Consider the following 13,233-nt stretch of genomic DNA (forward strand, 5'->3'; position numbering starts at 1 on the left):
GACGTAATAGCGCACTGCATTGCAGCACCCGTCAAACGCGAAAACGCCCGTCTTCATAGTCCGTTAGGCAACACGCCTGATCTGGCACGGCATTTGATTCTAGGGGTCCCGGCTGTGCCCGCGTAGTGAAACTTCTCCCTCGTGGCGAACCAGTCGAGAACGCCCGGCCACGTCCGGACCGGGCCCAAGCGGGGATAGGACCCATGAAAATTGTTATGGCGATCATCAAGCCATTCAAGCTTGAAGAAGTCCGTGACGCCCTGACCGCCATCGGCGTTCACGGTCTCACGGTGACGGAAGTCAAGGGGTATGGCCGCCAGAAGGGCCATACGGAAATCTATCGCGGCGCTGAATATGCCGTGAGCTTCCTGCCCAAGATCAAGATCGAGGTCGCTGTCGCCTCCGACCAGGTCGATAAGACCATCGACGCCATCACGTCCGCCGCGAAAACCGGACAGATCGGCGACGGCAAGATCTTCGTCATCAACCTCGACCACGCCGTGCGCATCCGCACCGGCGAGGCCGATGCCGCGGCCCTCTGATTTCGCGCTCAACCTTATCCAAGCAGGAGTATACAATATGACGTTCAAGCGTCCCCATGGCGCGGGATTGGCGGCTCTCGCAGTCGGCCTGTTCGCTGCGACCGCAGCCTACGCCGAGCCAACGGTCAACAAGGGAGACAACGCCTGGATGCTGACATCGACAGTGCTCGTGCTGTTGATGACGATCCCCGGCCTCGCACTGTTCTACGGCGGTCTCGTCCGTTCCAAGAACATGCTCTCGGTCCTGATGCAGGTGTTCTACACCGTCTGCGTCGTCACCGTGATCTGGGCCGTGTACGGCTACAGCCTCGCCTTCACCGGCGGCTCCGACTTCATCGGCGGCTTCTCCAAGGCCTTCATGATGGGCGTCACCACCGATTCGAAGGCCGCGACCTTCTCGGTCGACGCCAACATCTCGGAGCTCATCTACATGTGCTTCCAGATGACCTTCGCGGCGATCACGCCCGCCCTCATCGTCGGCGCCTTCGCCGAGCGCATGAAGTTCTCGGCGATCGCGCTCTTCATTCCGCTCTGGGTCACGCTGATCTACTTCCCGATCGCGCACATGGTCTGGTACTGGCCCGGCCCGGACATGATCCAGGACGCTGCCAAGGCGCTCGCTGCGGCGGGTGATGCGGCGGCGAAGACCGCGGCACAGGCCAAGCTCGACGAGATCAACGCCGACGCCGGCTGGATCTTCAAGATGGGCGCCATCGACTTCGCGGGCGGCACCGTGGTTCACATCAACGCCGGCATCGCAGGCCTCGTCGGCGCTCTCCTGATCGGCAAGCGCGTCGGCTACGGCAAGGAGCTGATGGCTCCGCACTCGCTGACCATGTCGATGATCGGCGCCTCGCTGCTCTGGGTCGGCTGGTTCGGCTTCAACGCCGGCTCCAACCTCGAAGCCAGCGGCGGCGCTGCGCTCGCCATGACCAACTCCTTCGTCGCCACCGCGGCCGCTGCGCTGTCGTGGATGTTCGCGGAGTGGATCATCAAGGGCCATCCCTCCGTGCTGGGCGTCATCTCCGGCGCCGTCGCGGGTCTCGTGGCCGTCACGCCTGCCGCTGGCTTCGCCGGCGTCATGGGCGCGATCGTCCTCGGCCTCGTGGTCGGCGTGGTCTGCCTGTTCTTCTGCACCGTCGTGAAGAACGCGCTCGGCTACGATGACTCGCTCGACGTGTTCGGCGTGCACTGCATCGGCGGCATCGTCGGCGCCATCGGCACCGGCATTCTCGTCAACCCCGCCCTCGGCGGCGCAGGCATCGTCGACTACACCGCGATCCCGCCGAAGGTCGCCGACTACGACTTCGCGGTTCAGGTGCTCGCTCAGCTCAAGGCTGTCGCCACCACGCTGGTGTGGTCGGGCGTCGGTTCGGCGATCCTCTACAAGGTGGTCGATGTGATCGTTGGCCTCCGCGCCAATGTCGAGAGCGAGCGTGAAGGCCTCGATATCACCGAGCACACCGAGCGCGCCTACAACATGTAACCCTCTCCTCCCGGGCGCGGTCTCCTCGGGGACCGCGCCCACAACTACGGTTCGGGCACATACCCGGCAATGCCCTGACCGTTGAGGGGCTCCAGCGCAAGCTGGAGCCCCTTTCTTTTGACCGGGGCGTTGAAGAAAAGGATTGCCATTCCGCGCGGCCGGCGCAGAAATATCGACCACAAAGATAACAAACGGGAGGTCGTCATGCGTTTGGAAGGCGGATGCTATTGCGGCGAGGTGCGCTACGTGGCCGAGGGCGATGCGATGATGCAGGCGCAGTGTCATTGCCGCGAATGCCAATACATCTCGGGCGGCGCGCCCAACACCTTCATCGCGATGCCGGCGGCCGGCTTCACCTACATCACCGGTCAACCCAAGCAGTTCCGGCGCAAGGACCTCGAACGCCCCGTCACGCGCGAATTCTGCGCCGAATGCGGCACGCATCTCGTGACCAAGGTTCCGGGCCTGCCCGCCGCGATCCTGAAGGTCGGCACGCTCGACGAGCCGGCGCAGTTCCAGCCGCAGATGGCGATCTACACCTGCGACATGCAGGAATTCCACACGGTCCCCGAGGGCATGAAGACGTTCGAGAAGCTGCCGGGGCGCTGAAGCCGCCATGACGGTGCGCTCCCTCTCCCGCAAGCCAAGCGGGAGAGGTGGGGGAACCAGCCCGCCCGGTCGCTCCCATCCTGTTGTTGTCCGGCCCGATTATTCCCGCTCTGGACGCGGGCGGCGGCCGATGGTTAATCGCGTCTTAACCTCGCCCTATCTATGGTGAACTGAACCGCTTCCCGCCGGCGCCTTGGTGCGACCGGCCGTTCCAAGAGTACTGGCGCCCAGAATGGTCATGACCGCTTCATCCCGTGCGCCGCAGGCCAGTGGAAGCTCCGATTCCGAACGCTCGCCCTTCGTCCGGCTGAACGAGCTCTTGGCCCCGCATCAGCCGGGCAAGCCTTTGATTTCGCTTGCGGTCGGCGAGCCCCAGCATCCCGTGCCCGATTTCGTCGGGCCGGTGCTGGCCAAGCACATCGCCGATTTCGGCCGTTACCCGATGAACCAGGGCACCGAGCCGTTCCGCAACGCCGCCGGCGCCTGGCTGTCATCGCGCTTCAAGCTGCCGCGGTCGCTCGACCCCAAAACCGAGATTCTCGTCCTCAATGGCAGCCGCGAGGGGCTGTTCCTCGCCGCGATCGCGGCCGCCCGCTATGTCGGCCCGCGTCCGGGCAAGCCCGCGATCCTGATGCCGAACCCGTTCTATCCGGTCTACGGCGCAGGCGCTCTTGCGGCCGCTTGCGAGCCGATCCATCTGCCGACGACCGTCGAGAACGGCTTCCTGCCCGATCTCGACGCCATCGACGAAGCGACGCTGGCGCGCACAGTGGCGTTCTACCTGGCTTCGCCCGCCAATCCGCAGGGCTCGGTCGCGAAGCCCGATTATTTCAAGCGCTTGAAGCAGCTCGCCGACCGCTACGGCTTCGTGATCCTCAGCGACGAGTGTTATTCCGAGATCTACACCCGCGAGGCTCCCGGCAGCGCGCTGGAATGCGCCGGTCCCGACTTCACGCGCGTGGTTGCATTCCAGTCGCTGTCCAAGCGCTCCAACCTGCCGGGCCTGCGCGTCGGCTTCGCCGCCGGCGACAAGAAATTGATCGGCATGTTCCTCGAGCTGCGCAACATCGCAGCACCCCAAGTGCCGGTGCCGCTCCAGCATGTCGCGACTGTCGCCTATGGCGACGAGGCGCATGTCGAGGAGAACCGGCGGCTGTACCGGATCAAGTTCGATCTCGCCGACCAGATCATCGGCAATCGTTACGGCTATCGCCGGCCCGATGCCGGCTTCTGCGTCTGGCTCAACACCTCCGAGATCGGCGACGACGTGTCGGTGACGCTCAAGCTGTTCAGGGAAGCCGGCGTGCGCGTGGTGCCCGGCAGCTTCCTGGCGCGACGGCAGCCTGACGGATTCAATCCCGGCGCAGGCTATATCCGCCTTGCGCTGGTGCAGGACGGCGAGACCACGGCGCAGGCGCTGCACCGGCTGGTCGAGACTCTGGGTTAGGCGGGGCCCGTGAGCATGTCGGCAATCGAACGTGTCATTCCTCTGGTCGGCCATCTGCCGCCCTCGATCCGCGAGGGGCTGGCGCGGCGCGTGCGCGAGCTCACCGGCCTCGGCCTGATCGCGCTGGCGGGCGTCGCCGCCGCGGCGCTGATGACGTGGTCGGTGCAGGATCCCAGCCTCAGCCACGCGACCTCGCGGCCGATCCGCAACATCCTCGGCTATGCCGGTGCGATCGGCGCCGATCTCGCGATGCAGATCCTGGGGCTCGGCGCGATCATGCTGGTGCTGACCGTTGCGGTCTGGGGCTGGCGCATGATGACGCATCGCCCGTTCGATCGCGAGGCGTTGCGGCTCGGCTCCTGGGTTCTCTGCACGGTGATCGCGGCAGGCTTCGTCAGTTGCTTTCAGCACGGCGGCGCCTGGCCGCTGCCGACCGGCCTCGGCGGCGTGGTCGGCGATGCCCTGGTGCGCGCGCCCGCGGTGATCTTCGGGCCGGCCGGCACGATCTATCGCATCGTGCTGGGCACGATCCTGTTCGCCGCGATGACCGCGACTTTCCTGATCGCCTGCGGCCTCGGCGCACGCGAGCATGACGACGAGCTCGCGGAGATCGAGGAAGACGACAAGCCGCTCGACCAAGACGAGGAGAGCGATCGCGGCTCGGTCTCGCTGGGCTGGCTATTCCATGCGCTGATGAGCACCAAGGCGCGGCTGATCTGGCTGCTAGGCGCTGCCTACCGCTCGCTGGTCTCGAGCGGTCCGAAGACCAAGGCTGTCGCCTTCAGCCGCCAGGAGCCCAATCTCGGCGGCGGCCGCTCAGCGCCGTCTATCTCGCCGCAGTCTCACGACGAGGACGACGAGGACGAGCACGAAGAGGACGTGGAAGACGAGGAGGAGGAAGAGGAGGAGCCCGCCGCGCGCGCCCCGAAGAAGAAGGCTGCGCCGAAGGCCGCTTCCAAGAAATCCTCCGACAAGTTCGATCTTCCCTCCGTCTCCATGCTGGCCGCGCCGAAGGCCGGCGATCGCCAGCCGCTCAGCAAAGCCGAGCTGGAGAACAATTCCCGTTCGCTCGAAGGCGTATTGCAGGATTTCGGCGTGCGCGGCGAGATCGTGAAGGCCAATCCCGGCCCTGTTGTCACGCTGTACGAGCTGGAACCGGCGCCCGGCATCAAGTCCTCGCGCGTGATCGGCCTTGCCGACGACATCGCCCGCTCGATGAGCGCGCTGTCGGCGCGCGTCGCGGTCGTGCCCGGCCGCAACGCCATCGGCATCGAATTGCCGAACGCGCATCGCGAAAAGGTTTATCTGCGCGAATTGCTGGTGGCGAAGGAGGCGACCGATACGGTGGCAAAGCTGCCGCTCTGCCTCGGCAAGACCATCGGTGGCGACCCTGTCATCATCGACCTCGCGCGCACGCCGCACATGCTGATCGCCGGCACCACCGGTTCGGGCAAGTCGGTCGCGATCAACACCATGATCCTCAGCCTGGTCTACAGGCTGCGCCCCGATCAGTGCCGCCTGATCATGGTCGATCCGAAGATGCTCGAGCTCTCCGTCTATGACGGCATTCCCCATCTGCTCACGCCTGTCGTGACCGACCCGAAGAAGGCGGTGGTCGCGCTGAAATGGGCCGTGCGCGAGATGGAGGAGCGCTACAAGAACATGGCCAAGCTCGGTGTGCGCAACATCGACGGCTACAACACGCGCCTGCTCGAATTGAAGGCCAAGGGCGAGGAGCCGACGCGGACCGTGCACACCGGCTTCGACAAGGAAACCGGCAAGGCGATCTACGAGGAAGAGAAGCTCTCGCTCGACCCGCTGCCCTACATCGTCATCATCGTCGACGAAATGGCCGACCTGATGATGGTCGCCGGCAAGGACATCGAAGGCGCGGTGCAGCGTCTCGCGCAGATGGCACGCGCCGCAGGCCTGCACGTGATCCTGGCGACGCAGCGTCCGTCGGTCGACGTCATCACCGGCACCATCAAGGCGAACTTCCCGACCCGCATCGCCTTCCAGGTCACGTCCAAGATCGACAGCCGCACCATTCTGGGCGAGATGGGCGCCGAGCAGCTGCTCGGCCAGGGCGACATGCTCTACATGGCGGGCGGTGGCCGGATCAGCCGCGTGCACGGACCTTTCGCCTCCGACGAGGAGGTCGAGAAGGTGGTGCGTCACCTCAAGACGCAGGGACAGCCGGAATATCTCGAAGCCGTCACCGCCGAAGAGCCGACCGAGGACGAGGACGGTGCCGTGTTCGACGCCACCGGCATGGGCGGCGACGGCGGGGGCGATCTCTTCCAGCAGGCGGTTGCGATCGTCAAGCGCGACCGCAAGGCCTCGACCAGCTACATCCAGCGTCGTCTGCAGATCGGCTATAACCGCGCCGCATCGTTGATGGAGCGTATGGAACTGGAGGGCATCGTCGGTCCCGCCAACCATGCCGGCAAGCGCGAGATTCTGGTCGAGGAAGAAGACAGCCATATGTGAGGCGAGGAGCCTCTGAACATCATTTCACGCAAATTCGATATCTGCTTTTGCCCGAAATCACGGTAAAAGGGCGCCCAGCCATACAGGACGACGCGTTGATCAGACATCCGGACATTCGATTCACTGCCACCATCGCCGCACGAAGCGCGCGCATGGCCGGCGTGCTTCTCGTCACCGCCGCGATGGTGACCGCCGCGTCGTTCGCGCAGACCGTGCCGGTGCCGAAACCCGCGCCGAAGGGGCGTGACGGTGGCGCGTCCGCCGGCGGGCCGGCCGTCACCGGCGCGACGCAGGCGCCGCCCAATCCGGTGATCCCGGATCCGCGGCGCAACGTGCCGAGCAGCATCTTCCAGACGTTCGACGCCAACCAGAAGGCGCAGGCGGCCAAGGTCAGCGCCTATCTGTCGTCGCTGCAGACATTGGTCGGGAATTTCGTCCAGGTCGGCCCCGACGGCAGCAAGACGCAGGGCGATTTCTACATCCAGAAACCGGGCAAGGTGCGCTTCGAATATGACGCGCCGAGCCCGATCGACATCGTCGCCGACGGATCTTCGCTCGTGGTGCGCGACCGCAAGCTCGCGACCCAGGACGTCTATCCGCTGTCGCAGACGCCGCTGCGTTTCCTGCTCTCCGATCGCATCGACCTGATGAAGGACACCAACGTCGTCAACGTCTCGGCCGACGACGTTTTCGTCAGCGTCACCATCGAGGAGAAGCAGGCCCTGGTCGGCACCAGCCGCCTCCTGCTGATGTTCGGCGCCAAGGACGGCCAGCTCAAGCAGTGGACCGTCACCGATCCGCAGGGCTACGACACCACGATTGCGGTCTACAATCTGGATTCGAGCAAGAGGCTCGACCCCAACATGTTCAAGATCGATTTCACCAATTACAGCACGCCGTCGCCGGGTTGAGCGCTCCGCTGCCGTAGGGTGGGCAAAGCGAAGCGTGCCCACGATTCTCGGACTTGAAAAGACGGTGGGCACGGCGCTTTGCGCCTTTGCCCACCCTACGAGAGCTTGCTAAGACGCATTCCCCATGCGTCTTTCCCTGACAACCTGGAACATCAATTCCGTGCGGCTGCGCATCGACCTGGTCGCGAAGTTTCTCAAGAGCGCGCGGCCGGAGGTGCTCTGCCTGCAGGAGACCAAGTGCATCGACGACGCCTTTCCGCTGAAGCGCTTCAAGCGGCTCGGCTACGAGCACATCGCGCTGAACGGGCAGAAGGGCTATCACGGCGTCGCCATCGTCTCGAAGATCCCGTTCGAATCAAAGGACATCCGCACCTTCTGCGACAAGGTGGATTCGCGCCACATCTCGGTGTCGTTCGGCGACAAGGCGGGCATCGCAAGACCGCTGGTGCTGCATAATTTCTACGTGCCCGCGGGCGGCGACATTCCCGATCCCGTTGCGAACGAGAAGTTCGATCACAAGCTCCGCTTCCTCGACGAGATGACGGCGTGCGAGCCGCTGCATCCGCGCGGTGAGGATCGCCACATCCTGGTCGGCGATCTCAACGTCGCCCCGCATGAGAACGACGTGTGGTCGCACAAGCAGCTGCTGAAAGTCGTGTCGCACACGCCGGTCGAAACCGAGAAGCTGAAGGCGGCGCTCGAAGCCGGCGAATGGATCGACGTCGCGCGCGATCGCATTCCGATGTCGGAGAAGGTCTATACGTGGTGGAGCTATCGCTCCGCCGACTGGACCGTCGGCGATCGCGGCCGCAGGCTCGACCATATCTGGGTCTCGCGCGCGCTGAAGGAGGCGGTGCAGGATTTCAGGATTCTGCGCGATGCCCGCAGCTGGGAGCGTCCGTCGGACCATGTCCCCGTGACGGTGACGCTGGAGGTTTAGCCCCGCCTGTCATTCCGGGGGCGCGCGCAACGCGAGCCCGGAATCCATCGGGCAACACAGACGGTGGATGAATGGATTCCGGGCTCGCGACTTCGTCGCGCCCCGGAATGACGAGCGGAGAGAGCTCAGCTCGTCAGCTTCGCGCCCGCCATCAGGATATCGCTGGCGATCTGGCTGGAGCGCACCGCGAATTCGTCGCGCAGGCGCACCGCCGCGGCGGGATCGCTTTCGAGCACGCGCTGGAACAGGCTGCGTGCGACGCGGATGACGGAGGAATGCTCCAGCGCGATCGCGCTCGACGGCCGCTTCATCGGCACCACCAGCGCGAGCTCGCCGATCAGCGCACCGGGGCCGGCGATCATTTCGGCGCCGGCGCCGTCCTCGACCCGGAAGGCGCCGCGCTGGACCACGAAACCTGCATCGGCGTCGTCGCCGAGATTGAACAGCACGTCGCCGCGTACGAAGTCGCGCTGCTCGGAGCCGATCGCCAGCATGCGCAACGAGGCGTCTCCCAACAGGCGCAGTGTCGGGACACGCTCGAGAAGCGCTACATCATCGTCGATTGACATTCAGGTCCGAGGCTCGAAGGCATGCGATCTAAAACGATTCGCAGGCCGTCGAAGCGTATCACGGCACCAGCTTGTAGCCACCGGCTTCCGTGACCAGGATCTCCGGGTTGGCCGCGTCCTTCTCGATCTTCTGGCGCAGGCGGTAGATGTGGGTTTCCAGCGTGTGGGTGGTGACGCCGGAATTGTAGCCCCAGACCTCCTGGAGCAGGGTCTCGCGCGACACCGGCATCTGCCCGGCCCGGTAGAGGAAGCGGAGGATGGCGGTTTCCTTCTCGGTGAGCCGCACCTTGCGGGCATTGGCCGCGGTCAGCATCTTCGAGCCGGGACGGAAGGAGTAGGGGCCAACCGAGAACACCGCGTCCTCGCTGGCTTCGTGCTGGCGGAGCTGGGCGCGGATGCGGGCCAGCAGCACGGCGAAGCGGAAGGGCTTTGCCACATAGTCGTTGGCGCCGGATTCCAGGCCCAAGATCGTGTCGGAATCGGTGTCGTGCCCGGTCAGCATGATGATCGGGGCCTTGAAGCCGCCCTTGCGCAGGGAGCGGACGACCTCGCGGCCATCGGTGTCGGGCAGGCCGACATCCATCAGGACCAGATCGGGGGAGTTGGCCTTCGCGGCGCTGGCGCCCTTGGCGCCGGTATCGACGGCGGAGGCCTCGAATTCTTCGTGTAGCGATAATTGCTCCACCAACGTATCGCGCAGATCGGTATCGTCATCCACGATCAGGATCTTGCGGGCATTGGCCATGGGGGGTCATCCTTTTGGGGTCCGGCTCGGCGCGCATCCATGCCGCACCCAGCCGCGAGGGAAGTTTAAGGTCGCCGTTATTATTGTTGTTCGTGTTGAAGTAGTGGGCTGTTACCGATTCACAAGCCAGAAGCACTCTAACTCAGAATAGCAGGCCGTTTTGATGAATGTCCTGTAATGAATTCGACATTGCGCGTTCACATGAAAAATAAAGCAGCTTCAGTCGGTTACACCAGGAATCGAAGTGCCGGGCCGCTGTCGGCGATCCGCGTTAAGCCTGCTGCCGGTAATCCGCGGCGGGGCTGGCTGACGATGGGAGCGCTGACCATTCCGGTTGCGCTGGGGCGAGGCGGCATCCTCGCCAACAAGCGCGAGGGCGATGGCGGCACCCCCAGAGGCAGCTTCCGGCCCAGGCAATTGTGGTGGCGGGGCGACCGGCACAGCCGTCCCCGGACATTCCTGCCGGCCCGGATCATCACCGGCGAGGACGCCTGGTGCGAGGATCCGCGGGACCGCCATTACAACCAGAGCATCCGGCTCGGCGAGGGGCAGGGCGGCGACCGGCTCGAGCGCGCCGATCATCTCTACGACTTCATCATCGAGATCGACCACAACACGCGCCCCCGCATCGCCGGCCGCGGCAGCGCGGTGTTCCTGCACCTCGCCCGCGACAATTTCGGCCCGACCGCCGGCTGCGTCTCCATGACGAAATCCGCGATGCTGCAATTGCTGCGGCGCCTGGGCCCGCGAACAAAGATCATCATCGGGTGAGGCACGCCGCCGTCATTGCGAGGAGCCCTTGCGACGAAGCAATCCAGAATCTTTCTGCGGAGGGACTCTGGATTGCTTCCGCCTTCGCCAAGGCTTCGGCGGACAAGTCGCTTCGCTCGCAATGACGAAATCGAGGACGTGTATGGCTCCCTGACCCGGCTTACGGCTATCACCGATGCCCGAAGATCGCGCTCCCGACGCGCACATGGGTGGCGCCCAACATGATGGCGGTCGCGAAATCGGCGCTCATGCCCATCGAGAGATTCGTCAAGCCATTGCGCGCGGCGATCTTGGCGGTGAGCGCAAAGTGCGCGGCAGGGGGCTCGTCGACCGGCGGGATGCACATCAACCCGGAGATCGTCAGCCCGTAGGTGTCGCGGCAGCTCGCAATGAAGGCATCGGCCTCGCCAGGCGCAACGCCGGCCTTCTGCGGCTCCTCGCCGGTGTTGATCTGGACGAACAGCTGCGGGTGCTTGTTCTGGGATTCGATTTCCTTGGCTAACGCTTGGCAAATACTCGGACGGTCGACCGAATGGATGGCGTCGAACAGCGCGACTGCCTCTTTCGCCTTGTTGGATTGCAGCGGCCCGATCAGATGCAGCGCGATACCGGGGTAAGCAGACGTTAATGCCGGCCACTTGGCTTTGGCTTCCTGCACCCGATTCTCGCCAAATACGCGCTGTCCGGCGGCGATAACCGGAGTAATTGCGTCCGCCGCGAAAGTCTTGGACACGGCGATCAGCGTGACCGAGGCGCGGTCACGCTGCGCGTCCCTGCAGGCGCGTGCAATTTCGGCTTCGACCGTGGCGAGGGCATTTGGTGAATCGCCGGTTACCGGCGCGGCGTTGGCTTCTGTCATGACGTCTCTTGGCTGTGACCGAACCCGCGTTAGGTCCAATTTTACCGAGTTCAAGAAACAGTTTTTGAACCCTTCGCTTTACCTTAGCCCGCGGGGTGGGTAGCGAAAATGGCAAGCGTCAGTCTCAACCGCAAGCGCGCGAAACTCAAGCAGGTTCTCGGAATCCGGGCGCGGCTTGCGTTGCTCGCGGTGATTCTCGTGACGCCCCTGATGATCGAGCGCATCCGGTCCCTCGAAGACACGCGCGCGCGGCAGATCGCGCAGGCTGCGGCTGAATTCACCATTGTGGCAAGGCACAGCGCTGATGCGCAGCGCGAGGTGATCTCGTCGGTCGAGACCATCCTGAAATCGGAGGCCTTCATCCGCGCCTCCGCCGGCGGAATCACCAAGAGCTGCGACGTGCTGCGGGCGAGCCTGCCGTCGAGCCTGCCCTGGATCCGCACGCTTCTGATCGCCGGCCAGGACGGCCGCATCCAATGCGCCACCAACAACATGTATGTCGGCCTCGATCTCAGCGACCGGCCGTACTTCCAGCAGGCCCAGGAAACCGGCCGCTTCGTGCTGAGCGACTTCATCATGTCGCGGCCGGTGCCCTCGCCGACGGTGATGGCGGTTTATCCGGTGTCCGCCTTCAGCGGTGTGGCCGATGCCGTCGTGCTCGCCACCGTCAATCTCGACTGGATGTCGAAGGTCATGAACAATCTGGGCGGTCGCGCCGGCATCACCGCGGTGCTGGTCGACAGCGCGGGCACCGTGCTGGCGGCGCCGGCCGATCAGCACAGCGCGGTCGGCCGTCCGCTCGACCACATGCCGCTGATGTCCGCGATCGCCGACAAGGCGCTGCGCTCCGATCAGGATGAGGGTTCGCTGTCCTTCCTCGCCGCCGACGGCTCCCGCCGCGCCGTCAGCTATATCCGCATCGCCGGCACCAATGCCCGTCTGATCGCCAGCATCGACGAGGACAAGGTGTCCGCAGCGGTCAGCCGCGACATCCGCACCGCCTATCTGCAGCTCGCCTTCGTGCTCATGTTCGTCCTGCTCGGCGCGCTGATCGCCGCCGAAAAGCTCGTGATCAAGCCGATCGAGATGCTCGCCGACATGGCCAAGCGTCTCGGCGAGGGCGATCTCTCGGCCCGCGCCGCGCGCAATCGCCTGCCCGCCGAGTTCGTGCCGCTGGCCCGCGCGTTCAACGCGATGGCCGCGCAGCTGAGCCAGCGCGAGCGCGAGCTGATCGCAAGCAACGACCGCCTGACGGTGATGGCTTCGATCGACATGCTGTCCGGCCTCGCCAATCGCCGCGGTTTCCAGAGCCGGCTGGATTTCGAATGGATGCGCGCGCAGCAGTATGGCAGCGAGCTTGCGCTTCTGATGATCGACGTCGATCATTTCAAGCTGTTCAACGACACCTATGGCCATCTCGAAGGCGATTCCTGCCTGACGCGACTCGGCGAATCGCTGTCCGGCATCGCCGCCGACACGATGGGCTTCGCGGCCCGTTACGGCGGCGAGGAGTTCTGCCTGCTGCTGCCGAACACCGACGTGACGCGCGCCGTCGAGATCGGCGAGCAGGTGCGTTCGGCCGTGCTGAGGCTCTGTCTGCCGCACATCACCTCGCACCACATGATCGTCACCGTCTCGATCGGCGTCGCTGCGACCAAGCCGAACGAGACCCTGCGCCCAGGCGACCTGATCGAAGCCGCCGACGCCGCGCTCTACGCCGCCAAGCACCGCGGCCGCAACAACGTCGTCGAGCACGGCGTGCAGGCCATCGAGACCAGCGCGGCCGGCATGATGATGGTGGCGAGCGCCTAAAAAGCACGACGGGATTCATCGCGCCTTGGGTTGTTGTCTGGGCATGATCCTT

Annotated in this window: 12 protein-coding genes; 9 read left to right on the forward strand and 3 right to left on the reverse strand. The window is 64.8% G+C overall.

From position 1 onward, the window contains the following. The first annotated feature begins 203 nt into the window (after positions 1–203). From AB7M16_RS18885 to xth, 7 genes are all read left to right on the forward strand, one after another. Positions 204–542: a P-II family nitrogen regulator gene (locus AB7M16_RS18885; protein ID WP_008142813.1), complete on the forward strand. Its 339-nt coding sequence runs from the start codon at positions 204–206 to the stop codon at positions 540–542. Positions 543–579: 37 nt separating this feature from the next. After that, the gene (locus AB7M16_RS18890) at positions 580–2,028 is read left to right on the forward strand and encodes an ammonium transporter (protein WP_172787842.1); all 1,449 of its coding nucleotides are present in this window, start codon (positions 580–582) and stop codon (positions 2,026–2,028) included. A gap of 204 nt (positions 2,029–2,232) precedes the next feature. Continuing rightward, entirely contained in the window at positions 2,233–2,637 is a 405-nt protein-coding gene (locus tag AB7M16_RS18895; protein WP_439401845.1) for a GFA family protein, read from the forward strand. Positions 2,638–2,869: 232 nt separating this feature from the next. Next, a complete protein-coding gene (locus tag AB7M16_RS18900) occupies positions 2,870–4,084 on the forward strand; it encodes an aminotransferase class I/II-fold pyridoxal phosphate-dependent enzyme (RefSeq protein ID WP_172787840.1) in 1,215 nt (404 codons plus the stop codon). A 9-nt stretch (positions 4,085–4,093) separates the two neighbouring features. After that, a complete protein-coding gene (locus tag AB7M16_RS18905; protein ID WP_212257862.1) occupies positions 4,094–6,574 on the forward strand; it encodes a DNA translocase FtsK in 2,481 nt (826 codons plus the stop codon). A gap of 152 nt (positions 6,575–6,726) precedes the next feature. Continuing rightward, entirely contained in the window at positions 6,727–7,485 is a 759-nt protein-coding gene (locus AB7M16_RS18910; protein ID WP_172787899.1) for an outer membrane lipoprotein carrier protein LolA, read from the forward strand. A 124-nt stretch (positions 7,486–7,609) separates the two neighbouring features. Beyond that, complete coding sequence (gene xth / locus AB7M16_RS18915; RefSeq protein ID WP_453944823.1) at positions 7,610–8,425, forward strand: exodeoxyribonuclease III; 816 nt, start codon at positions 7,610–7,612, stop codon at positions 8,423–8,425. Between the two features lie 125 nt (positions 8,426–8,550). Here xth and AB7M16_RS18920 read toward each other — a convergent pair whose 3' ends face one another. Then, positions 8,551–8,994 carry a cyclic nucleotide-binding domain-containing protein gene (locus tag AB7M16_RS18920; RefSeq protein ID WP_018646009.1) on the reverse strand — a complete coding sequence of 148 codons (444 nt, stop codon included), beginning with the start codon at positions 8,992–8,994 and terminating at the stop codon, positions 8,551–8,553. Between the two features lie 58 nt (positions 8,995–9,052). Continuing rightward, complete coding sequence (locus AB7M16_RS18925) at positions 9,053–9,739, reverse strand: response regulator transcription factor (protein ID WP_008142830.1); 687 nt, start codon at positions 9,737–9,739, stop codon at positions 9,053–9,055. Between the two features lie 201 nt (positions 9,740–9,940). On the opposite strand from AB7M16_RS18925, the gene AB7M16_RS18930 reads away from it, so the two are divergent. Then, the gene (locus AB7M16_RS18930) at positions 9,941–10,510 is read left to right on the forward strand and encodes a L,D-transpeptidase family protein (RefSeq protein WP_453944826.1); all 570 of its coding nucleotides are present in this window, start codon (positions 9,941–9,943) and stop codon (positions 10,508–10,510) included. A gap of 169 nt (positions 10,511–10,679) precedes the next feature. Here the strand turns inward: AB7M16_RS18930 and AB7M16_RS18935 are convergent, their stop codons facing one another. Beyond that, positions 10,680–11,369 carry a YggS family pyridoxal phosphate-dependent enzyme gene (locus AB7M16_RS18935; protein ID WP_212257859.1) on the reverse strand — a complete coding sequence of 230 codons (690 nt, stop codon included), beginning with the start codon at positions 11,367–11,369 and terminating at the stop codon, positions 10,680–10,682. Positions 11,370–11,477: 108 nt separating this feature from the next. On the opposite strand from AB7M16_RS18935, the gene AB7M16_RS18940 reads away from it, so the two are divergent. Continuing rightward, complete coding sequence (locus AB7M16_RS18940) at positions 11,478–13,181, forward strand: diguanylate cyclase domain-containing protein (RefSeq protein WP_212257858.1); 1,704 nt, start codon at positions 11,478–11,480, stop codon at positions 13,179–13,181. Positions 13,182–13,233: the final 52 nt, after the last annotated feature.

Source organism: Bradyrhizobium sp. USDA 372 (assembly GCF_053629095.1).